The following is a 21,138-nucleotide window of genomic DNA, read 5'->3' as shown; positions in this document are numbered from 1 at the left end:
GTTCGAATTTGACGGGACCTCGTGTCCTATGGCTCTTTCTCATCGGTAGGTTATGGAAGCTCAGAACATCCGCATTCGCCTGAAGGCGTTTGACCATCGCGTTCTCGACCAGGCAACTGGCGAAATCGCTGACACGGCTCGTCGTACCGGCGCGCTGATTCGTGGGCCCATTCCCCTGCCGACCAAGATCGAGAAGTTCACGGTCAACCGTGGTCCGCACATCGACAAGAAGTCGCGTGAGCAGTTCGAAGTCCGCACCTACAAGCGCCTGCTTGACATCGTGCAGCCGAACGCCGCTACCGTCGACGCTCTGATGAAGCTGGACCTCGCTGCCGGCGTGAACGTCGAGATCAAGCTGGCCTGAAGCCGGTTTAACGGGGTGATCTGAAAAGGTCGCCCCGATGGTCCTTTCCGATCGGACCTTAACTAGATCGAGGACTATCTTGTCGGCTTTCGCTAAGCCGGCTTTGCAGGGAGAAACCTGCAGAGACAGCGCCCTGAGGGAAAAGCCCGAAGGGACACAAGGGATACCTCCGGCGGCGCCTTCGGGTTTCGTTCGGGAATGCGTCCCCCGTCTCGCTTCCGAGGTCCGCAAGGGCCGGCAGGGAGCACCTGACCCGGACGGGGTTCGTATCACACACAGGGTTGGACATGCGTGCGGGGGATGGTCCTGCGTACGCCTCTGTAAGGAGTAAGGTCATGCGTACCGGCGTGATCGCAAAGAAAGTCGGGATGACCCGCCTGTTCCAGGAGGACGGTCGCCACGTGCCCGTCACCGTCCTGGCGCTGGAGGATTGCCAGGTCGTCTCTGTCCGTACCGAAGAACGTGACGGCTACGTCGCCGTTCAGCTCGGCGCGGGCGAAGCCAAGCAGAAGAACGTTGCCAAGCCGCAGCGTGAGCACTTCGCCAAGGCTCAGGTTCCCCTCAAGATGCGCGTCGCGGAATTCCGCGTCGCCGACGACGCCCTCCTCGAGGTTGGCGCGACGATTGCGGCTTCGCACTTCGTCCCGGGCCAGCTCGTCGACGTGGGCGGCCACACCCAGGGTAAGGGCTTCCAGGGCGCTATGAAGCGCTGGGGCTTCGGCGGTATGCGCGCCACCCACGGTGTGTCGATCTCGCACCGTGCGCACGGTTCGACGGGTAACCGTCAGGATCCGGGCAAGGTGTTCAAGAACAAGAAGATGGCCGGCCACATGGGCGACCGTCAGCGCACCCAGCAGAACCTCGAAATCGTCCGCGTGGACGACGAGCGTGGCCTGATCTTCGTCAAGGGCTCGGTCCCGGGCGCGAAGAACACCTGGCTCACCGTTGCGGACGCCGTCAAGGTCGACCGCCACGCCGAGGCTCCGTACCCCGCCGGCATCAAGTCGGTGACCAACGACACGGCCGCTGCCGACACGCCTGCTGAAACCGCGGCGCCCGAAGCGACCGAAGGCCAGGAGGGCTAATCATGAAGGTTCAGGTCCTCAACATCGACGGCACTGCCGGCAAGGGCGACATCGAACTGTCGGACGACGTGTTCGGTCTCGAGCCGCGCGCCGACATCCTGCACCGCGTCGTCACCTGGCAGCTCGAGAACCGTCGCGGCATCGCCCGCGCGACCCGCGAGCGTTCGGAAGTCGCACGCACCGGCAAGAAGTTCGGCAACCAGAAGGGTGGTGGTACCGCTCGTCACGGCGACCGCGCTGCTCCGGTGTTCATCGGCGGTGGTAAGGCTCACGGTGCACGTCGCCGCGAGTTCAACATCTCGCTCAACAAGAAGATCCGTGCGCTCGGTCTGAAGATGGCTCTTTCGGCCAAGGCTCAGAACGGCCTCGTGATCGTCGACTCGCTCGACATCGCCGACGCGAAGACCAAGGCTCTGGCCGGTCAGCTCGCCAAGGCGAACTTCGGCAAGAAGGTTCTCGTCATGGACGGCGAGCAGGTCAACGAGGGCTTCGCTCTCGCAGCCCGCAACATCGTCGGCGTGAACGTTCTCCCGGCCGTCGGCGCGAACGTCTACGACATCCTGAAGCATGATACGCTGGTGCTGACGCGCGCCGCTGTCGAAAAGCTGGAGGCGCGTTTCAATGGCTAAGACCATCGACATCCGTCACTACGACGTCATCCTTGCTCCGCACATCACCGAGAAGTCGACCCTGCTTTCCGAGCAGAACGCGGTTGTCTTCAAGGTGGCCGACAAGGCGACCAAGCCCGAGATCAAGGCTGCCGTCGAGGCACTCTTCGAAGTCAAGGTGACCGGCGTGAACACGCTCGTCGTCAAGGGCAAGACCAAGCGCTGGCGCGGTAAGGCTTACCGCCGCAGCGACGTGAAGAAGGCGATCGTCACGCTGGCCGAAGGCCAGTCGATTGACATCACCGAAGGCGCGCGGGGTTAATTTCCGATGGCACTCAAGCATTATAACCCGACCAGCCCCGCACGCCGCGGCCTGGTCCTCGTCGACAAGTCGTCGCTCTGGAAGGGCAAGCCCCTCAAGGCGCTGACCGAAGGCAAGAGCAAGACCGGCGGCCGCAACAACAAGGGTCACGTGACCTCGCGCGGCATCGCTGGCGGCCACAAGCAGAAGTACCGCTTCATCGACTTCAAGCGTCGCAAGTGGGACATGGAAGCCACCGTGGAGCGTATCGAATACGATCCCAACCGCACCGCGTTCATCGCGCTGGTGAAGTACACGGACGGCGAACTGACCTACATCATCGCGCCGCAGCGTCTCGCAGTCGGTGACGTGATCGTCGCCGGCGAGAAGACCGACGTGAAGCCGGGCAACGCCATGCTTCTGTCCCAGATGCCGGTCGGCACGATCTGCCACAACGTCGAGATGAAGCCTGAAAAGGGCGGCCAGATCGCACGTTCGGCAGGGACCTATGTCCAGGTCGTCGGTCGTGACCGCGGCATGGTCATCGTCCGCCTGAACTCGGGCGAGCAGCGCTACCTGCGCGGCGATTGCATGGGCACGGTTGGCGCGGTCTCGAACCCCGACAACTCGAACCAGACCCTCGCCAAGGCCGGTCGCGGTCGCTGGCTGGGTCGTCGTCCGCTTACCCGCGGCGTCGCCAAGAACCCGGTCGACCACCCGCACGGTGGTGGTGAAGGCCGTACCTCGGGTGGTCGTCACCCGGTTACGCCCTGGGGCAAGCCGACCAAGGGTGCCCGCACCCGCAACAACAAGCAGACGGACAAGCTCATCATCCGTTCGCGTCACGCCAAGAAGAAGAGGTAAGTCACGATGGCACGTTCCGTCTGGAAAGGCCCCTTCGTCGACCTCTACCTTCTCAAGAAGGCCGAAGTCGCGCAGGATGCCGGCAGCCGCGCTGGTCCGATCAAGACCTGGTCGCGTCGCTCCACCATTCTCCCGCAGTTCGTTGGTCTCACCTTCCAGGTGTACAACGGGCACAAGTTCATTCCCGTTGCGGTCAACGAGGACATGGTCGGTCACAAGCTGGGTGAGTTCGCTCCCACCCGCTCGTTCCCCGGCCACGCCGCCGACAAGAAGGGCAAGCGCAAGTGAGCAAGCAAGCAGCACCCCGCCGCGTAGGTGACAAGGAAGCTCTTGCGGTCAACACGAACATTCGTGGTTCGGCCCAGAAGCTCAACCTTGTCGCTGCCCTGATCCGCGGCATGCGCGCGGAAGACGCGATGAACGTCCTGGCCTTCTCCAAGAAGGCCATGGCGGTCGACGCCCGCAAGGTTCTCGCCTCGGCGATCGCCAACGCGGAAAACAACCACAACCTCGACGTCGACGCTCTCGTCGTCGCCGAGGCGTCGGTCGGCAAGTCGGTGACCATGAAGCGTTTCCACGCTCGTGGTCGCGGCAAGTCCACGCGCATCCTGAAGCCGTTTTCGCGCCTGCGGATCGTCGTTCGCGAAGTCGAGGAGGCCTGATCCATGGGTCATAAGAGCAATCCGATCGGTCTGCGCCTGCAGATCAACCGTACCTGGGACAGCCGTTGGTTCGCCGAAGGCCGGGACTACGGCAAGCTGCTTGAGGAAGACCTCAAGATCCGCAAGTTCATCATCGAGACCCTGCCGCAGGCTGCGATCTCGAAGGTGGTGATCGAGCGTCCGGCCAAGCTGTGCCGCATCTCGATCTTCGCTGCCCGTCCCGGTGTCATCATCGGCAAGAAGGGCGCGGACATCGAGAAGCTGCGCAAGCAGCTGGCCGCGATGACCTCGAGCGAAGTGAAGCTGAACATCGTCGAAATCCGCAAGCCGGAAGTCGACGCCAAGCTGATCGCCCAGGGTATCGCCGACCAGCTGATCCGCCGCGTGGCGTTCCGCCGTGCGATGAAGCGCGCGATGCAGTCCGCCATGCGTCTGGGTGCCGAAGGCATCAAGATCATGTGCGGCGGCCGTCTCGGCGGCGCTGAAATCGCCCGTCTGGAGCAGTACCGCGAAGGTCGCGTTCCGCTTCACACGCTGCGTGCGAACATCGACTATGCCGCTGCCGAGGCGCTGACCGCCTACGGTATCATCGGCATCAAGGTGTGGGTCTTCAAGGGCGAGATCCTTGGTCACGACCCGATGGCGCAGGATCGACTGATGATGGAGGCTCAGACCTCCGGCGTCCGTCCGGCCCGCTGAGTCTAGGATAGAGTTAGCACCATGCTGCAACCGAAAAAGACCAAGTTCCGCAAGGCCTTCAAGGGCCGGATCAAGGGCGACGCCAAGGGTGGCACCGACCTGAACTTCGGTTCCTACGGCCTCAAGGCCATGGAGCCCGAGCGGATCACCGCACGCCAGATCGAAGCGGCCCGCCGCGCGATCACCCGTCACCTCAAGCGCCAGGGTCGTCTCTGGATCCGCGTCTTCCCGGACGTGCCGGTTTCGAAGAAGCCTGCCGAAGTCCGTCAGGGTAAGGGCAAGGGTTCGGTCGAATACTGGGCGGCCCGCGTCAAGCCCGGCCGTATCCTGTTCGAAGTGGACGGTGTTGCCGGCCAGCTCGCCGCCGAGGCTTTCAGCCGCGCCGCGATGAAGCTGCCGATCAAGACCAAGGTCGTCGCCCGCCTCGGTGACACCTCGCACCTGGGAGGCGAATAATGGCCAAGACCGAAGATCTTCGCGCCAAGACCGACGACCAGCTGACCGCTGACCTCGTCGATCTCAAGCGCGAGCAGTTCAACCTGCGTTTCCAGGCTGCTACGAGCCAGCTCGAAGCCCCGGCACGCATCAAGGAAGTCCGTCGCGACATCGCCCGCATCAAGACGCTCCAGGCTGAGCGTTCCGCCGCGGCGAAGGCGTAAGGAGAAACACGATGCCCAAGCGTATTCTTAGCGGGACTATCGTCTCCGACAAGACGGACAAGACCGTGACCGTGCTCGTCGAGCGCAAGGTGAAGCACCCCCTTTACGGGAAGATCATCCGCCGCTCGAAGAAGTACCACGCCCACGACGAGGACAACGCCTTCAAGACCGGCGAGAAAGTCCGGATCGAGGAGACGGCGCCTTACTCGAAGACCAAGACCTGGAAGGTTCTTGACCGTCTTCAGGCGAGCAAGGGTACGGCACTCGAAGCCGAGGTTTGATCCTCCGCTAAGATCGAAGCCGGGGCTGCAAGGTCCCGGCTTTGGCCTTACCTGACACAAGTGTTGACCTTCGCGGGTGAATGCGGCAAAGGGCCGCCTTCGCCCGCGCAGGGCGACTCGGGCCTCTTCGGGGGCCTGTCTTTTTAGGAACTGCCGGACTGGTTCCGGCAAGCCAGATGAGAAGGACTCGGATCGATGATCCAGATGCAATCCAATCTCGACGTGGCGGACAACAGCGGCGCAAAGCGCGTCCAGTGCATCAAGGTACTGGGTGGCTCCAAGCGTCGTTTCGCCGGCGTCGGCGACATCATCGTGGTGTCGATCAAGGAGGCGCAGCCCCGCGCTCGCGTCAAGAAGGGCGACGTTCACCGTGCTGTGATCGTGCGCACCCGCAAGGACGTGCGCCGCACGGACGGCAGCGTGATCCGCTTCGACAGCAATGCTGCCGTGCTGATCAACAAGAACGAGGAGCCGATCGGCACCCGTATCTTCGGCCCCGTGGTGCGCGAACTGCGCGGCCGTGGCTTCATGAAGATCATCTCGCTCGCGCCGGAGGTGCTGTAATGGCCGCCGCTAAGATCAAGAAGGGTGACTCCGTCGTCGTCCTGTCCGGCAAGGATAAGGGCCGCACCGGCACCGTGCTGCAGGTTCAGCCCAAGGACGGCAAGGTTGTCGTCGAAGGCGTGAACGTTGCCACCAAGCACCGCAAGCCCACCCAGCAGAACCCGCAGGGCGGCATCGACCGCGTTCCCGCGCCGATGCACATCAGCAAGGTCGCTGTTGCGGACAAGGACGGCAAGCCGACCCGCGTTCGCTTCGAAATCAAGGACGGCGTCAAGGTCCGCGTGGCCGTGAAGTCCGGGGAGACGATCGATGGCTGAGCAGTACACTCCGCGTCTGCGCACGAAGTTCGACGCTGAAATCGCGAAGGCGATGACCGAGAAGTTCGGTTACAAGAACGTGATGGAAATCCCGAAGATCGAGAAGATCACGCTCAACATGGGCGTCGGTGAAGCCAGCCAGGACAAGAAGAAGGTCCAGACTGCCGCTGCCGAGATGGAACTCATCGCCGGTCAGAAGCCCGTCATCACCAAGGCCCGCAAGTCGATCGCACAGTTCAAGCTGCGCGAAGGCATGCCGATCGGCTGCAAGGTGACGCTCCGCCGCGAGCGCATGTACGAGTTCCTGGATCGTCTCGTCACGATCGCGATGCCCCGCATCCGCGACTTCCGTGGCCTGAACCCCAAGTCGTTCGACGGCCGTGGCAACTACGCCATGGGCCTGAAGGAGCAGATCATCTTCCCGGAGATCAGCTACGACAAGATCGACAAGGTTCGTGGCATGGACATCATCGTGACCACCACCGCGAAGACCGACGACGAAGCGCGCGAGCTGCTGCGTCTGTTCGGTTTCCCGTTCCCGGCTGAAGAGTCGGAACAGCAGGAGGCGGCGTGAGCCGCTGAGGAAGAGAGCTTAAGTCCATGGCGAAACTGAGTTCCGTGAACAAGAATGAGCGTCGCAAGAAGCTCGTCAAGAAGTATGCAGGCAAGTATGAACGCCTCAAGGCGGTCGCTGACGATCAGTCGCTCGATGAAACCGAGCGTCTCATTGCTCGCCTGAAGCTGGCCGAGATCCCGCGCAACGCAAACCCCACCCGGGTTCGCAACCGTTGCGCCACGACCGGCCGTCCGCGCGGTTATTACCGCAAGTTCGGCCTGTGCCGCGTCGAGCTGCGTGATCTTGCCAACAAGGGCATGATCCCCGGCGTGACCAAGTCGAGCTGGTAAGGGTTAGAAGCAATGGCATTGACCGATCCCCTGGGTGATATGCTCACCCGCATCCGCAACGGCCAGCAGGCGAAGAAGGACTCCGTCCTGTCGCCGGCCTCGAAGCTGCGTGCGCGCGTCCTGGAAGTTCTCCAGCGTGAAGGCTACATCCGTGGCTTCTCCGACGACGCCACCGGCGCCCACCCGCAGCTGCGCATCGAGCTGAAGTACTTCGAAGGCGAAGCCGCCATCAAGCACATCGCTCGTGTCTCCAAGCCTGGCCGCCGCGTCTACTCGGGTTCGAAGGAACTCCCGGTCGTTCGCAACGGTCTCGGCATCACCATCGTCTCGACGCCGCGTGGCGTGCTCTCGGATGCCGAAGCACGTGCGCAGAACGTCGGCGGCGAAGTGCTGGCGGAGGTGTTCTAATGAGCCGCATCGGTAAGAAGCCGGTGACCGTTCCCAACGGCGTCACCGCCAACATCGACAACGGTGTTCTCTCGGTAAAGGGCCCCAAGGGCACCCTGACCCTGGGTCTGTCGGACCTCGTCACCTACTCGGTGGACGACGGTGCGATCGCCGTGCAGCCCATCGGCCAGTCGAAGCAGTCGCGCAGCCACTGGGGCCTTCAGCGCACCCTCGTGTCGAACCTGATCGAAGGCGTCACCAACGGCTTCACCAAGATCCTCGACATCAAGGGCGTCGGCTACCGTGCCGCTTCGCAGGGCAAGACCCTGAAGCTGCAGCTCGGCTACTCGCACGACGTCGACATCGCCGTGCCGGAAGGCATCGAGGTCAAGACCCCGGATAACACCACGGTCGAAATCTCGGGCATCGACAAGCAGAAGGTCGGCCAGCTTGCGGCCGAAATTCGCCGCTGGCGCAAGCCTGAGCCCTACAAGGGCAAGGGTATCGCCTACCGCGGTGAGTACATCTTCCGCAAGGAAGGGAAGAAGAAGTAATGGCAAAGCTGTCTCTCTTCGATCGCCGCGCGCGCCGCGTTCGCACCGCGCTCAAGGCCCGTTCGGGTGGTCGTCCCCGTCTGTCGGTGCACCGCACCGGCCGTCACATCTATGCGCAGATCATCGACGATGCGCAGGGCCACACCGTCGCTGCAGCCAACACGCTGGGCGCCAAGGGCACCGACCTCGACGCCGCGACCCGCGTTGGCAAGGAACTCGCCGAGGCCGCCAAGAAGGCGGGTGTTACCTCGGTCGTGTTCGACCGCGGTGGCTTCCTGTATCACGGCCGCGTCAAGGCGCTTGCCGAAGCCGCCCGTGAAGGCGGGCTGGAGTTCTGATCATGGCTGACGAAAACAACAACACGCAGCCGGTTTCGGCTGAAGCACCCCAGGGCGGCGCGCCGTTCGAGGGTAACCGCGAAGGCGGTCGTGGTCGTGGCGGCCGTGGCCGTGGCGGCAACGATCGCGGTGGTGAGCGCGGTGGCCGTGGCGGCCGTCGTGACGACCGTCGCGGCAATCGCAACGCCGACGAGGAGCAGGGTGAAGAGCTGATCGAAAAGCTCGTTCACATCAACCGCGTCTCCAAGACCGTCAAGGGCGGTAAGCGCTTCGGCTTCGCCGCGCTCGTCGTCGTCGGTGACGGCAAGGGCCGCGTGGGCTTCGGTCACTCGAAGGCCCGCGAAGTTCCCGAGGCGATCACCAAGGCGACTGCCTCGGCCAAGAAGAAGATGATCCGCGTCGCTCTGAAGGAAGGTCGTACCCTCCATCACGACGGCAAGGGCCACTTCGGCGCCGGCAAGGTGAACGTGCGTACGGCTCCGGCCGGTACGGGCATCATCGCCGGTGGTCCGATGCGCGCCGTGTTCGAGAGCCTGGGCGTCGCTGACGTCGTCACCAAGTCGGTGGGCACCTCGAACCCGTACAACATGATCCGCGCCACCTTCGACGCGCTGACCACGCAGACTTCGCCGAAGTCGGTGGCCCAGCGTCGTGGCAAGAAGATCGCCGACCTGCTTGGTCGCGGTGGTGCTACCGAGGTAGAGGCCGAGGCCGCTGCCGAAGCCATCGTGGAGTAAGCATCATGGCGAAGATCAAGATCCAGCAGATCGGTTCGCCGATCCGTCGCCCCGAGAGCCAGAAGAAGATCCTCATCGGTCTCGGCCTCGGCAAGATGCACCGTATCGTGGAGCGCGAAGACACCGCCGAAGTGCGCGGTGCCATCGCCAAGCTGCCGCACATGGTGAAGATCGTCGACTGAACCGTCACCGGTTCACGTTGAACGATACAGAAGGGCCTCGGTGGAAACACCGGGGCCTTTTCTATTCCTCCCCGAGCTTGTCTCGGGGAGGGGGACCGCCCGCGCAGCGGGTGGTGGAGGGGGCGAAGGCGGACAATTCCCCCTCCGTCAGCCCTGACGGGCTGCCACCTCCCCGAGACAAGCTCGGGGAGGAACTGGCGGATAGGCTCTTCCCACCGCCCACGGCTATGCTATTCGCGCGGGCTTCATCGGCGCCGTGCTGGCGCTTTGGTTTTGCATTCGGGGACAGGTCTTGATCGGCAAGCGGCTTCTGACGGCCACCATCCTGTGCATGGGCGCGCTGACGATGGCCGCGTGCTCCGACGACGCGCCCAAGGGCAATCTCGGCGTCGAGGGCGCATCGGTCACGCAATGCGGCGACCTGCGCGCGGATACCGCGTTCCTGGGCAAGCTGCGCAAGGGCGACCGCACGCTGCGCCGCAAGCTGAAGGACGGCAGCGCCAATGCCGTGGCCGAAGCGCACAAGGCGCTCGACATGGGCGACTTCCGCCTGATCGCAGCGACGACGCCGACCGGCATCTCCACCGAGGCCTACGGCGTACAGTGCCGCATGCTCGGCGGCCTTTCGCCCTGGACCGTGCGCGCGGTGGCCTTCCTGCCCGAGAGCAAGGTCGAGGGCGGGCAGCAGAAGCCCGACGACACCGTCACCGGCTTCGGCCGCCGCTACAACGCCGCGATGCTCGCCGATCCGCGCTATCCTTATGCGGACGTCTGCCGGGCCGTGGACAAGGCAGGTCCGCAGCCTGCGCTTCCCGACAATTCCGATGCGGGCGTCGAACAGCCTTACGGCTTCGCCGAACTCGGCGTTGCGCGCATGGAACACGGGCTCGGTGCAGCAGCGCGGCGCGGCTCGATCCGCGACATCGGCATTCTGCTGGAACGCGACCCCAAGGCCATCGACAAGCCCGACCTGTTCGGCCTGACGCCGCTTGCCTGGGCGGTCGCCTATCATCGCTGGCCTGCTGCACAGGCACTGCTGCGGGCCAAGGCCGACCCGATCGGCGGGACCTGCCAGACCACCATCGATCGCCAGTCGCCGCTGCAGATCGCGCGCGTCATGCGCTGGTATGGTGTCATCCGCGCGATGCGGCCTCTGGTCACCGAGGAGCAGTTCGCCAGCCTGCGCCAGAAGCCGCGCTGGGACGACGCGAGCCTCGTCGAGTTCAACCACGCGCTCACCGAACTCAAGGAGCGCTACGAAACCCAGCTCAAGGCCAAGCCGTTCGGCCGCTACGATCTGAACTTCCAGGTAGACGAGCAGGGCAACACGACAGAGTGCAAGATGGATCCGGCCTCCGTTTCGCCCGCTTTCGACAAGGAACTGTGCGGGCTGGCGGTGGAGATCGTGCGCTGGGCGCCTGCGCGCGACGCCTTCGGCACGCGGGTGCCGGAGAGCGCCAAGCTGCTGGTGGGCTTCGGCGGCGGCAGCTGAGGCTGTCCTACATACCGTGATCCATGCGATAGCGGATGGGTGAGGGCGCGCTGTTGTCTCGCTCCCTCACCAGTCATCCCCGCGAAGACGGGGATCCAGCTGATGCCGGTGCAACAGGCTCTTTCAGCAGATGGGTTCCCGCGTTCGCGGGAATGACAGTGAAGATGCGGACAACGCTTCGAAGCGGGGAGGGGACACGCGAAAGGTCACAGGGAATGGGCGGAAGTCATTCACTGTAAAAAGCTAACCTCGGGGTTTCACAGGCGCTTTTGTGTAAGCCCGGAAGGCCGATGATCCGCTCTTCCCGAATCCGGGGTGACAAGCCCGGCCTCATCCGCTAGGGGCGCCGCTTCCTATCAGCGCGACTCAAAGCGAAAGCGAGTGCAGAACATGAAACTGAATGACATCCGTGACAACGCCGGCGCCCGTCACCGCCGCATGCGCGTCGGCCGTGGTATCGGCTCGGGCAAGGGCAAGACCTCGGGTCGCGGCCAGAAGGGTGCCAAGGCACGCTCGGGCGTTTCGATCAACGGCTTCGAAGGCGGCCAGATGCCGCTCCACATGCGTCTGCCGAAGCGTGGCTTCAACAACAAGAAGTTCGCCAAGGACTATGCGGAAGTGAACCTGGGCCTCGTCCAGAAGTTCATCGACGCCGGCAAGCTGGACATCACCGGCGTTGTCGATCACGCCGCGCTCAAGGCCGTCGGCCTGGCCCGTGGCGGCAAGGACGGCGTGCGCCTCCTCGCCAAGGGTGAGCTGACCGCCAAGGTCACCTTCAACGTTGCCGGCGCTTCGGCCGGTGCCGTTGCCGCGGTCGAGAAGGCCGGCGGTTCGGTCATCGTTCCCGCCAAGGAAGAGGCAGCAGCCTAACTTCCGGCGCGACACGCGAAGGCATAAGGGAGAGGGCGGGCGCCGGGCGCTTCGCCCTCTCTTGCTGTAAGGTGTCGACAAATGTGATGCGCGGGCGGCACACTGGAGCCGATTCGTGCGGGGCGGGTCTTTCGGACCTCGTTCCAATGTCTATATGGCCAGTTTCCTTCCCGGGTTCGACAAGGCAGGCATGAGCCGCTAAGGGCGAGTCCGATCAGATTCTTCGAGGCTTTTTAGAACGTCATGGCTTCACGCGCCGACAACATCGCCAGCACGCTCAGCCTGGCCAATTTCTCCAAGGCCACCGAGCTGAAGAACCGTATCTGGTTCACCATCGGCGCGCTTATCGTGTTCCGCTTCCTGAGCTTCGTGCCGTTGCCGGGTGTGAACCCCGTCGCGCTGCGCGATCTCTACCTGCAGACGCAGGGCGGCATCCTTGACCTGTTCAACACCTTCTCGGGCGGTTCGCTTTCGCGCATGAGCCTGATCGCGCTCGGCGTGATGCCGTACATCACCGCCTCGATCGTGGTGCAGCTGGCCGCCTCGCTCCATCCGGCGCTCGTCGCGCTGAAGAAGGAAGGCGAGGCCGGGCGCAAGAAGCTGAACCAGTACACGCGCTACGGCACCGTGCTGCTGTGCATCGTGCAGGGCTACGCCATCGCTACCGGTCTCGAGGCGCTGTCGACCTCGCGCGGTCTGGGCGCCGTGGTCGACCCGGGCATCCCGTTCCGCGTCGGCGCGGTGATCTCGCTGATCGGCGGCACCATGTTCCTGCTGTGGCTGGGTGAGCAGATCACCTCGCGCGGGATCGGCAACGGCGTTTCGCTCATCATTATGGCGGGTATCGTCGCGCAGATGCCGACGTTCGCCAGCAACCTCGGCTCGGCCTACTCGGCGGGCGACACCGGTTCGATCCTCATCATCGCGCTGATCGCGCTGGTGGTGGCGATGATCCTGATGATCTGTTTCATGGAACGCGCCACGCGCCGCCTGCTGATCCAGTATCCCAAGCGCGCCACCCAGCGCGGGATGATGCAGCCCGACCGCAGTCATCTGCCGCTCAAGCTCAACACCGCCGGCGTGATCCCGCCGATCTTCGCCAGCTCGCTGCTGCTGCTGCCGCTGACGATCAGCCAGTTCGCGGGCAAGTCGCTGACGCCGGATTCGACGATGGGCAAGATCGTGGTCTCGCTCAACCAGTACCTCGGCCACGGCAAGCCGCTCTACATGCTGCTCTACGCAGCGGGCATCGTGTTCTTCTGCTTCTTCTACACGGCGGTCGTCTTCAATCCGGAAGAGACCTCGGACAACCTGAAGAAGAACGGTGGCTTCATTCCCGGCATCCGTCCGGGCAAGAACACCGCAGTCTATCTCGACTATGTGCTGACGCGCATCACCGTGATCGGTGCGGCCTACCTGGTCATCGTCTGCACGGTGCCTGAGTACTTCCTGTCGATGACGGGCTTGCCGCTGCTCTTCATGGGTGGCACGAGTCTGCTGATCGTCGTCAACGTGACCGTCGATACGATCACCCAAATTCAGTCGCACCTGCTGGCGCACCAGTATGGCGACCTCATCAAGAAGGCCAAGCTGAAGGGCCGCATGCGCTGAGGCGCGTGCCGATAACGTAAAACCGAGGGGGATTCAGGGCGTGAACATTATCCTGCTGGGGCCGCCGGGGGCGGGCAAGGGAACCCAGGCACAGCGTCTTGTCGAGAAGCACGGCATGCGCCAGCTCTCGACCGGCGACATGCTGCGCGCCGCAGTCAAGGCGGGGACGCCGACCGGGCTCGAAGCGAAGGCGGTCATGGAGCGTGGCGAACTGGTTTCGGATGCCATCGTTTCGGCGCTGATCGGTGACGAACTCGACGCGATGGGTGCCGACACGGGCGCCATCTTCGACGGTTATCCACGCACCGAGGCGCAGGCCGAATCGCTGGATGCGATCCTCGAAGCGCGCGGCCGCAAGCTGGGCCACGTGATCGAGCTGGAAGTGAACGAGGATGCGCTGGTCGAGCGCATCACCGGCCGCTTCACCTGCGCCACTTGCGGCAAGGGCTACCACGACACCTTCGAAAAGCCGAAGGTCGAGGGCACCTGCGACAAGTGCGGCGGGCACGAATTCAAGCGCCGTCCCGACGACAATGCCGAGACCGTTCGCACCCGCATGGCCGAATACCGTGCCAAGACCGCGCCGATCCTGCCGGTCTACGAGGCGCGCGGCATCGTCGCCAAAGTCGACGGCATGGCCGACATGGACGAAGTGACCGCCGCGATCGAGGCGATACTCGCAAGCTGATGGAGCGCGGGATGGCGTGCCGATGCGCGCTTGTCCTTCCCGCCCCGCGGCAACACAAGACCACCCGGGGCGGCCCAAGTCGTCCCGGGTGGTCTTGTGTTATCCTCAGGCCTCACGGCTGCCAGCCATGGGGATGACGCGCGCCGCGCGATCTGGCATGGACGCTGTCGCGACATTGACGGGGCGTTCGCGGCCGGGCAGGGGCATCTGGTTATGAAGTCTTTCGCAATTGCGCTGGCCGCAGCCGGCATGGCTCTCGTTCCCTCGGTCGCCAGCGCGAGTGTCGCGCAGGCAACGGCCAGTGGCTTCGTGGTGCGCCACGTCGCGCAAGTCTCGGCGACGCCGGACGAAACTTGGGCGGTCCTGGTAAAGCCCTCTGTCTGGTGGGATTCCGAGCATACGTGGTCGGGCGATGCCGCGAACCTCACGCTCGATGCGCGAGCCGGTGGCTGTTTCTGCGAAATCCTGCCCAACGAAAGTTCGCCCAAGGCCTCGCCGCGCGGTAGCGTCGAGCATATGCGCGTGATCTACGTGGAGCGTGGCAGAGCCCTGCGGATGAGCGGTGCGCTGGGGCCGCTGCAGTCCGATGCGGCAATCGGCACCCTGACGGTGCAGCTGAAGCCGGACGGGAAGGGCGGTGCGCAAGTGCTGCTGGAATACGTCGTGGGCGGCTTCACCCGCACGTCGTTCGAGAAGCTGGCGCCGGCGGTGGACGGCATGCTGGGCGGCCAGCTGCAGCGCCTGACCGAGAAGCTGGGCGGCGCCTTCGCGGCGGCCTTCCCGAAGATCGAAACCGAAGTTTCCGAAGTGCCCGCCAAGCCCGAGGGGGAGGAGCCTGCCGCCTCCGATCCCACCGTCGGCCTTGATATCGTGCCGCTCTCCGGTCGGCCGTCAACCAGCGACGGACCGCTGGTAGGTCGCTGAATCGCGGCACCCAGGTTCCGTCATGGGACAGGTTCGCCATGGCGAGGGGTGCTGCGCACTTTGACTGCGCCGGCGAATTGCGTTAAACAGGCGTCACAGGCGCGACGTCCGCCCCGCCTTATGGCGGAGGCCAGCGCCCGGTCGACGCCGCGGGCGTTGACTCTGCGCGCGAATCGTTTTAAGCGCGCCCTTCACTCGACAGCAACGGCAAGTCCGGAAGGCCAATACCGCGTGTCCACAACACCCGCGAGTTACCGCCAGCCGGACCTTTTGCCATTTGACTTTCCCGGGTGTGACAGCGTTGAGATGGAGGCGCGCGCTCGCGCCTCTGTGGAGCAGGAGAATTAAGTGGCTCGTATTGCAGGGGTAAATCTCCCCACCAACAAGCGCGTTATCATTGCGCTGACGTATATCCACGGCATCGGCCGTACCAAGGCTCTGGAAATTGCCGACAAGCTCGGCATCGACCATACCCGCCGTATCCAGGACCTGTCGGACGCTGAAGTCCTGCAGATCCGCGAAACCATCGACGCCGAGCACACCGTTGAAGGTGACCTTCGTCGCGAGACCGCGATGAACATCAAGCGTCTGATGGACCTCGCCTGCTACCGCGGCCTGCGTCACCGCAAGGGCCTTCCGGTTCGCGGCCAGCGCACGCACACCAATGCGCGCACCCGCAAGGGCAAGGCCAAGCCGATCGCCGGCAAGAAGAAGTAAGCCGAGGGAGCCGTACAGGCTTTCGGTTTCCCGCAGCGATAATTCGACAGGATATACGATATGGCACGCGAACCTCAGCGCATTAAGCGCCGCGAGCGCAAGAACATCACGAGCGGCATCGCCCACGTGAACGCAAGCTTCAACAACACCATGGTGACCATCACCGACGCCCAGGGCAACGCGATCTCGTGGTCCTCGGCGGGCATGATGGGTTTCAAGGGCAGCCGCAAGTCGACCCCGTATGCCGCTCAGGTGGCTGCGGACGACGCCGGCAAGAAGGCCGCCGAGCACGGCGTCCGCACCCTCGAAGTCGAAGTCAAGGGCCCGGGTTCGGGCCGTGAGAGCGCTCTTCGCGCCCTTCAGGCCGTGGGCTTCACGATTACCTCGATCCGCGACGTCACGCCGATTCCGCATAACGGCGTGCGTCCCTCGAAGCGCCGCCGCGTCTGATCGAGCTAATGCGGGCGGTGACCGGTCGCCGCCCGTCTTCGGAACGTCCCGGGCCTCTCCACCAGGCCTTCGGGGCGTAACCGCCATCACTCCCAGGGGAAGTCCATGACTGTCAACATCAAGAACTGGCAGGAACTCAAGAAGCCGAACAGCCTTGAGATCAAGCCGGGACCAGACCCCAAGCTGAAGGCGACCTTCGTCGCCGAACCTCTCGAGCGCGGTTTCGGCCTGACGCTCGGCAACGCGCTGCGTCGCGTGCTGCTCTCGTCGCTGCAGGGTGCGGCGATCACCTCGATCAAGATCGAGAACGTGCTCCACGAATTCTCGTCGCTCGCCGGCGTGCGTGAAGACGTCACGGACATCGTCCTGAACGTCAAGCAGATCGCACTCAAGATGCAGGGCGACGGTCCGAAGCGCCTCCAGCTTTCGGCCACCGGTCCCGCCGCCGTCACCGCCGGTGACATCGCGGTTTCGGGCGACATCGAGGTCATGAACAAGGACCTCGTGATCTGCCACCTCGACGATGGCGCGACGCTCAACATGGAGCTGACTGCCGACTCGGGCAAGGGTTATGTGCCCGCCGTGTCGAACCGCCCGGTTGACGCGCCGATCGGCCTGATCCCGGTCGACTCGCTGTACTCGCCGGTTCGCCAGGTGAGCTACAAGGTCGAGAACGCCCGCATCGGGCAGGAGCTTGACTTCGACAAGCTCAACCTGACGGTCGAGACCGACGGCACCGTGACCCCTGAGGACGCCGTGGCCTATGCCGCGCGCATCCTGCAGGACCAGCTGGCGCTGTTCGTCCACTTCGAGGACATCGCCCCGGTTGGCGCTTCGCCGATGATCGGCGTGGCTGTCGGCGGCGCGGCGGCTTCGGAAGAGAGCGACACCAACCAGCTCAACCGCTACCTTCTCAAGAAGGTGGACGAGCTGGAACTGTCGGTCCGTTCGGCCAACTGCCTCAAGAACGACAACATCATCTACATCGGCGATCTGGTCCAGAAGACCGAAGCCGAGATGCTGCGCACGCCGAACTTCGGCCGCAAGTCGCTCAACGAGATCAAGGAAGTCCTGTCCTCGATGGGTCTGCGCCTCGGCATGGACATTCCGGGCTGGCCGCCCGAGAACATCGAAGAGATGGCCAAGAAGCTCGAGCAGGAACTGCTCGGCTGATTGGACCTTCGGGTTTCGAAATGAAGAGGGCCTCGCGGTTGACCGCGGGGCCTTTTTCTTTGAGTTATCTCCGAGGTTGAAGCCCTTGTAGGAGAACCCGGTGTATTTTGGGGGACTCTGGTACGGCTGCAGGCAATTGCTGGCTTTCGTGTGGGCGGGATTGAGTTCCTGGGCATCGATGGTCGCTGCCATCTGCGCATTTTACGCAACGCGTAAGAACGGCGGCAGTTGGGTAAGATTCCTTGAATTCTATGCTATGGGCTTCGTTATTATCGGCGGGCTTATTCTCGTCGTCATGTTTGTTTCGCAAAGATGGCGGCGATAAGGGCTGGTGCCGCTTCTGACATCAGCCGTAATGACGGGATGTAGTGGGCGGGGTGAGTGCTTTTGGAATTGCTTGCATGATCGAATCGCCCAACGCATTGAAATCTTCAGGCCGCTTCACCATTGCAGCGCGGCTCAGGAGTTTCGTCTTCGCATGGCGCGGCCTGCGCTGGCTGGTGCATAACGAACACAATGCGCGGGTGCATCTGGCGGCGTCGATCGCGACCATTGGGGCAGGGCTGTTCCTGAAGGTTTCCGCCAACGACTGGCGGTGGCTGTTTCTGGCGATGGGGCTGGTGTGGCTGGCCGAAGCCTTCAACACCGCCATCGAACAGATGTGCGACCGTATCGAACCGAACTTCGATCCGGTGATCGGCCGGATCAAGGACGTATGTGCCGGAGCAGTGCTGGTGGCGTCGATCGTCGCGGCCGGTATCGGACTTCTGACACTGGGTCCGCCGATATGGGCGGTACTTGTGGGCATCCGCCCTTGACTCCCGCCCCGTTTTCGTATTGAGGGCGCGCTTCACAAATACGTGAACAGGCTTTGGGCGATGGTCTAACCACATCGCCCGGCAGGCAGTACCTTGAACGGCTGCCTGACGAACGGAGTAAAGAATATGCGTCACAAGATGGGCGGCCGCAAGCTGCAGCGCAAGTCCGGCCACCGCGCGGCCCTGTTGCGCAACCTGGCCGCAGCGCTGATCAAGCACGAGCAGATCCAGACCACCACGCCCAAGGCGAAGGAACTGCGTCCCTACATCGAGAAGCTGATCACGCTCGCGAAGAAGGGCGGTCTTTCGAACCGTCGTCTCGCGCACGCGCGCATTCTCGACGAGACCCAGGAAAAGAAGCTGTTCGAAGTTCTGGCGACCCGTTTCGCCGACCGCGATGGCGGCTATACCCGCATCATCAAGGCCGGCTACCGCGCTTCGGACGCCGCTCCGATCGCGATCATCGAACTGGTCGACCGCGACGTCGATGCAAAGGGCCAGGACTCCGGTCCGGTGCACACCGACGCCGAGGAATTCGCCGAGGCGTAAGCCTCGCGCGTCCCGGACGGGATAGAGGAGCGGTCGCGGACTTCGGTTCGCGGCCGCTTTTTCTTGCTCGCCTCACCCGTCGCACTTTGCCCGGCCTGACGATGTGCTAGGAAAGGCACAAAGACAGGGTCGGGAGGTTGTGTGAAAGTCGGAAGTCTTCGGGTCGTGGCGGCGCTCTTGCTCTCGGGAGCTGCAACGCCCATCTGGTCAGGGCCTATGTCCGAGATCAGCTATCCGCAGACCCGCCGCGACACTGTCGTAGAGACCCATTTCGGCGATCGGATCGCCGATCCCTACCGTTGGCTGGAAGACGACGTGCGGCAATCGCCGGAAGTCGCCGAATGGGTGAGCCGTGAAAACGCCGTCACCGAAACGTACCTGACCGCGCTTCCGCAGCGCGAACGGTTCCAGCGCCGCATCCGCGCGTTCATGGACTACGAGCGGTTTGGTATCCCGGTGAAGGCGGGCGGCAGCTACTTCTATACGCGCAACACCGGCCTGCAGAATCAGGCGCAGCTATTCGTGCGAAAGGGGCTGGGCGGCGCGCCGCGCCTGCTGCTCGATCCCAATGCCTGGGCGAAGGATGGCGCCACCGCGCTAGATTCGTGGGAACCCTCGCAGAAGGGCCGCTATCTGCTCTACAGCGTGCAGGACGGTGGCAGCGACTGGCGCATCCTGCGGGTGCTTGACGTCAGGACCGGCGAGCCGCTGGAGGACGAAGTCCGCTGGGCCAAGTTCACCGCGCTGGCATGGGTGGGCGAGGAGGGCTTCCTCTATTCCCGGTTCCCGGCGCCCGAGGAAGGCGCGGCGTTCCAGTCGCTGAACTATAACCAGGCGGTGTACTTCCACCGCATCGGCACGCCGCAGGACGCGGACGAACTGGTCTACGCGACGCCCGATGCTCCCGACCGGGGGCACGTGGCGGAAGTGACGCAGGACGGACGCCTCGCGCTGATCACCAGCCATGTCGGCACCGACGCGCGCTACGAAGTCCGCGTGATCGACCTTGGCAAGAGGAAGCGGGAGGGCTGGAAGGCGACGCCGCTCGTCTCCGGCTTCACCGACGACTGGAAGCTCGTCGAGGGGGCGGGGCGCAAGCTGTGGTACGTGACCAACCAGAATGCGCCGCGCTATCGCCTTGTCGGTATCGATCTCGATACGCCCAGGCCCGAATGGAGCGAGATCGTCGCCGAGCGTGACGACATCCTCGAGCGCGCCGGGATCGTCGGCGACCGGCTCGTCCTCAACTACATGCGCGATGCGGCGAGCCATGCGGAAATCCTGGCGCTCGACGGCAGCGCGGCGAAGACCCTGTCGCTGAACGGCATCGGCACCGCTTCGGGTTTTCGCGGGCGGCCGGGCGATCCCGAAACGTTCTACGCCTTCACCAGCTTCAATTGCCCGGCCTCGATCTACCGGATGGACCTCGCGACCGGGGCGACCACGCCCTTCGCGACGCCCAAGATGTGCTATGACGCCGGGGCCTACGTGGTCGAGCAGCGCTTCTTCACCTCGAAGGACGGGACGCGCGTGCCGATGTTCATCGTGCGCAGCCGCGCGGTGGCCAGGGCGAAGCAGCCGGTTCCGACGCTGCTCTACGGCTATGGCGGCTTCGACGTCTCGCTCACCCCCGGTTTCTCGGCGACGCGCATGGCGTGGCTGGAGGCGGGCGGTGCCTTCGCGCTGGCCAACTTGCGCGGCGGCGGCGAGTACGGGCGCGAGTGGCACGATGCCGGACGGCGGCAGAACAAGCAGAACGTCTTCGATGACTTCATCGCGGCGGGCGAATTCCTCGTGAAGGAGGGCATCGCGAAGAAGGACGGACTGGCGATACAGGGCGGCTCCAACGGCGGCCTGCTCGTCGGTGCAGTGGTGAACCAGCGGCCGGACCTGTTCGCGGCGGCGGTGGCGCAGGTAGGCGTCATGGACATGCTGCGCTTCGATCGCTTCACCGCAGGGCGTTATTGGACCGACGACTACGGACGGCCTGATCAGGAGGCCGACTTCAAGGTTCTGCGCGCCTATTCGCCCTACCACAACATTCGCGAGGGTGCGCAGTATCCGGCGATCCTGGTGACGACCGCCGATACCGACGACCGCGTGGTGCCCGGGCACTCGTTCAAGTACACGGCGGCGCTGCAACACGCGGATCTCGGGGCCAAGCCGCGGTTGATTCGTATCGAGACGCGCGCCGGGCATGGCTCGGGCAAGCCTACCGACAAGGCGATCGAGGAGGGCGCGGACATCCTTGCCTTCGTCGCGCAGTGGACGGGGTTGCGTCTGCCAGTCGAAACGAACGTCGCGCAGGCGGGAGAAGCGACGGCCGCCACGCCGTGAA

31 protein-coding genes are annotated in these 21,138 nt (G+C 64.0%); all 31 read left to right on the top strand.

Translation table 11 applies throughout. The annotated features are described in order from the left end of the window. Positions 1-52 precede the first annotated feature (52 nt). The 31 genes from rpsJ (at position 53) to ACODRZ_RS20340 (ending at position 21,137) form a co-directional block, all read left to right on the top strand. Positions 53-364, top strand: coding sequence for a 30S ribosomal protein S10 (rpsJ, locus tag ACODRZ_RS20490; protein ID WP_007011873.1), 312 nt, complete (start codon positions 53-55; stop codon positions 362-364). Positions 365-699: 335 nt separating this feature from the next. Then, complete coding sequence (gene rplC / locus ACODRZ_RS20485; RefSeq protein WP_488972266.1) at positions 700-1,449, top strand: 50S ribosomal protein L3; 750 nt, start codon at positions 700-702, stop codon at positions 1,447-1,449. 2 nt (positions 1,450-1,451) lie between these two features. After that, a complete protein-coding gene (gene rplD, locus ACODRZ_RS20480; protein ID WP_488972265.1) occupies positions 1,452-2,078 on the top strand; it encodes a 50S ribosomal protein L4 in 627 nt (208 codons plus the stop codon). Then, positions 2,071-2,379 (top strand): 50S ribosomal protein L23, encoded by a 309-nt coding sequence (locus ACODRZ_RS20475; protein ID WP_488972264.1) that lies wholly within the window; start codon positions 2,071-2,073, stop codon positions 2,377-2,379. Before rplD ends, ACODRZ_RS20475 begins: the two co-directional genes overlap by 8 nt. 6 nt (positions 2,380-2,385) lie before the next feature. Beyond that, positions 2,386-3,222: a 50S ribosomal protein L2 gene (gene rplB, locus ACODRZ_RS20470; RefSeq protein ID WP_008828235.1), complete on the top strand. Its 837-nt coding sequence runs from the start codon at positions 2,386-2,388 to the stop codon at positions 3,220-3,222. A gap of 6 nt (positions 3,223-3,228) precedes the next feature. Beyond that, complete coding sequence (gene rpsS / locus ACODRZ_RS20465; protein ID WP_008828234.1) at positions 3,229-3,510, top strand: 30S ribosomal protein S19; 282 nt, start codon at positions 3,229-3,231, stop codon at positions 3,508-3,510. Further along, positions 3,507-3,884, top strand: a complete 378-nt coding sequence (rplV, locus tag ACODRZ_RS20460; protein WP_008828233.1) for a 50S ribosomal protein L22 — start codon at positions 3,507-3,509, stop codon at positions 3,882-3,884. Before rpsS ends, rplV begins: the two co-directional genes overlap by 4 nt. A 3-nt stretch (positions 3,885-3,887) precedes the next feature. Continuing rightward, the gene (rpsC, locus tag ACODRZ_RS20455; protein ID WP_008828232.1) at positions 3,888-4,583 is read left to right on the top strand and encodes a 30S ribosomal protein S3; all 696 of its coding nucleotides are present in this window, start codon (positions 3,888-3,890) and stop codon (positions 4,581-4,583) included. Positions 4,584-4,604: 21 nt separating this feature from the next. Continuing rightward, positions 4,605-5,039, top strand: coding sequence for a 50S ribosomal protein L16 (rplP, locus tag ACODRZ_RS20450; RefSeq protein ID WP_008828231.1), 435 nt, complete (start codon positions 4,605-4,607; stop codon positions 5,037-5,039). Beyond that, complete coding sequence (gene rpmC, locus ACODRZ_RS20445) at positions 5,039-5,242, top strand: 50S ribosomal protein L29 (RefSeq protein WP_008828230.1); 204 nt, start codon at positions 5,039-5,041, stop codon at positions 5,240-5,242. Before rplP ends, rpmC begins: the two co-directional genes overlap by 1 nt. A gap of 11 nt (positions 5,243-5,253) precedes the next feature. Beyond that, positions 5,254-5,523 carry a 30S ribosomal protein S17 gene (rpsQ, locus tag ACODRZ_RS20440; RefSeq protein WP_008828229.1) on the top strand — a complete coding sequence of 90 codons (270 nt, stop codon included), beginning with the start codon at positions 5,254-5,256 and terminating at the stop codon, positions 5,521-5,523. A gap of 195 nt (positions 5,524-5,718) precedes the next feature. Then, positions 5,719-6,087 (top strand): 50S ribosomal protein L14, encoded by a 369-nt coding sequence (gene rplN, locus ACODRZ_RS20435; protein WP_008828228.1) that lies wholly within the window; start codon positions 5,719-5,721, stop codon positions 6,085-6,087. Beyond that, positions 6,087-6,404 (top strand): 50S ribosomal protein L24, encoded by a 318-nt coding sequence (gene rplX, locus ACODRZ_RS20430; protein ID WP_008828227.1) that lies wholly within the window; start codon positions 6,087-6,089, stop codon positions 6,402-6,404. The genes rplN and rplX overlap by 1 nt, the downstream gene beginning before the upstream one ends. Continuing rightward, on the top strand, positions 6,397-6,978 hold the full coding sequence (rplE, locus tag ACODRZ_RS20425; protein ID WP_008828226.1) for a 50S ribosomal protein L5: 582 nt from the start codon (positions 6,397-6,399) through the stop codon (positions 6,976-6,978). The genes rplX and rplE overlap by 8 nt, the downstream gene beginning before the upstream one ends. Positions 6,979-7,004: 26 nt before the next feature. Further along, positions 7,005-7,310, top strand: coding sequence for a 30S ribosomal protein S14 (gene rpsN, locus ACODRZ_RS20420; RefSeq protein WP_008828225.1), 306 nt, complete (start codon positions 7,005-7,007; stop codon positions 7,308-7,310). Between the two features lie 12 nt (positions 7,311-7,322). After that, a complete protein-coding gene (rpsH, locus tag ACODRZ_RS20415; RefSeq protein ID WP_008828224.1) occupies positions 7,323-7,718 on the top strand; it encodes a 30S ribosomal protein S8 in 396 nt (131 codons plus the stop codon). Further along, positions 7,718-8,251 carry a 50S ribosomal protein L6 gene (gene rplF / locus ACODRZ_RS20410; protein ID WP_488972263.1) on the top strand — a complete coding sequence of 178 codons (534 nt, stop codon included), beginning with the start codon at positions 7,718-7,720 and terminating at the stop codon, positions 8,249-8,251. Before rpsH ends, rplF begins: the two co-directional genes overlap by 1 nt. Further along, positions 8,251-8,589 (top strand): 50S ribosomal protein L18, encoded by a 339-nt coding sequence (gene rplR, locus ACODRZ_RS20405; protein WP_008828222.1) that lies wholly within the window; start codon positions 8,251-8,253, stop codon positions 8,587-8,589. Before rplF ends, rplR begins: the two co-directional genes overlap by 1 nt. 2 nt (positions 8,590-8,591) lie before the next feature. Beyond that, complete coding sequence (gene rpsE, locus ACODRZ_RS20400) at positions 8,592-9,326, top strand: 30S ribosomal protein S5 (RefSeq protein WP_008828221.1); 735 nt, start codon at positions 8,592-8,594, stop codon at positions 9,324-9,326. Positions 9,327-9,331: 5 nt separating this feature from the next. Continuing rightward, positions 9,332-9,508, top strand: a complete 177-nt coding sequence (gene rpmD / locus ACODRZ_RS20395; RefSeq protein WP_008828220.1) for a 50S ribosomal protein L30 — start codon at positions 9,332-9,334, stop codon at positions 9,506-9,508. A gap of 292 nt (positions 9,509-9,800) precedes the next feature. Beyond that, positions 9,801-11,000 carry an ankyrin repeat domain-containing protein gene (locus ACODRZ_RS20390; RefSeq protein WP_488972262.1) on the top strand — a complete coding sequence of 400 codons (1,200 nt, stop codon included), beginning with the start codon at positions 9,801-9,803 and terminating at the stop codon, positions 10,998-11,000. A 390-nt stretch (positions 11,001-11,390) separates the two neighbouring features. Then, positions 11,391-11,870, top strand: coding sequence for a 50S ribosomal protein L15 (gene rplO, locus ACODRZ_RS20385; RefSeq protein ID WP_488972261.1), 480 nt, complete (start codon positions 11,391-11,393; stop codon positions 11,868-11,870). A 243-nt stretch (positions 11,871-12,113) separates the two neighbouring features. Beyond that, entirely contained in the window at positions 12,114-13,481 is a 1,368-nt protein-coding gene (gene secY, locus ACODRZ_RS20380; protein WP_488972260.1) for a preprotein translocase subunit SecY, read from the top strand. Between the two features lie 40 nt (positions 13,482-13,521). Further along, entirely contained in the window at positions 13,522-14,169 is a 648-nt protein-coding gene (locus ACODRZ_RS20375; protein WP_488972259.1) for an adenylate kinase, read from the top strand. Positions 14,170-14,382: 213 nt separating this feature from the next. Further along, positions 14,383-15,093: an SRPBCC family protein gene (locus ACODRZ_RS20370; RefSeq protein WP_488972258.1), complete on the top strand. Its 711-nt coding sequence runs from the start codon at positions 14,383-14,385 to the stop codon at positions 15,091-15,093. 348 nt (positions 15,094-15,441) lie between these two features. Next, positions 15,442-15,810 carry a 30S ribosomal protein S13 gene (gene rpsM, locus ACODRZ_RS20365; protein WP_103099215.1) on the top strand — a complete coding sequence of 123 codons (369 nt, stop codon included), beginning with the start codon at positions 15,442-15,444 and terminating at the stop codon, positions 15,808-15,810. A 60-nt stretch (positions 15,811-15,870) separates the two neighbouring features. Beyond that, the gene (gene rpsK / locus ACODRZ_RS20360; protein WP_007011846.1) at positions 15,871-16,260 is read left to right on the top strand and encodes a 30S ribosomal protein S11; all 390 of its coding nucleotides are present in this window, start codon (positions 15,871-15,873) and stop codon (positions 16,258-16,260) included. A gap of 105 nt (positions 16,261-16,365) precedes the next feature. Then, a complete protein-coding gene (locus ACODRZ_RS20355; RefSeq protein WP_330701486.1) occupies positions 16,366-17,433 on the top strand; it encodes a DNA-directed RNA polymerase subunit alpha in 1,068 nt (355 codons plus the stop codon). A 401-nt stretch (positions 17,434-17,834) separates the two neighbouring features. After that, complete coding sequence (locus ACODRZ_RS20350) at positions 17,835-18,251, top strand: diacylglycerol kinase family protein (protein ID WP_488972257.1); 417 nt, start codon at positions 17,835-17,837, stop codon at positions 18,249-18,251. Positions 18,252-18,377: 126 nt separating this feature from the next. Beyond that, a complete protein-coding gene (gene rplQ / locus ACODRZ_RS20345; protein ID WP_488972256.1) occupies positions 18,378-18,800 on the top strand; it encodes a 50S ribosomal protein L17 in 423 nt (140 codons plus the stop codon). Between the two features lie 216 nt (positions 18,801-19,016). Then, positions 19,017-21,137 carry a prolyl oligopeptidase family serine peptidase gene (locus tag ACODRZ_RS20340; protein WP_488972255.1) on the top strand — a complete coding sequence of 707 codons (2,121 nt, stop codon included), beginning with the start codon at positions 19,017-19,019 and terminating at the stop codon, positions 21,135-21,137. The last annotated feature ends 1 nt before the right edge of the window (position 21,138 follow it).

This window comes from Novosphingobium sp. FG90 (genome assembly GCF_057808725.1).
Note: the sequence above shows the minus strand (reverse complement) of the source record. Positions and strands in the feature narration are given on the sequence as shown.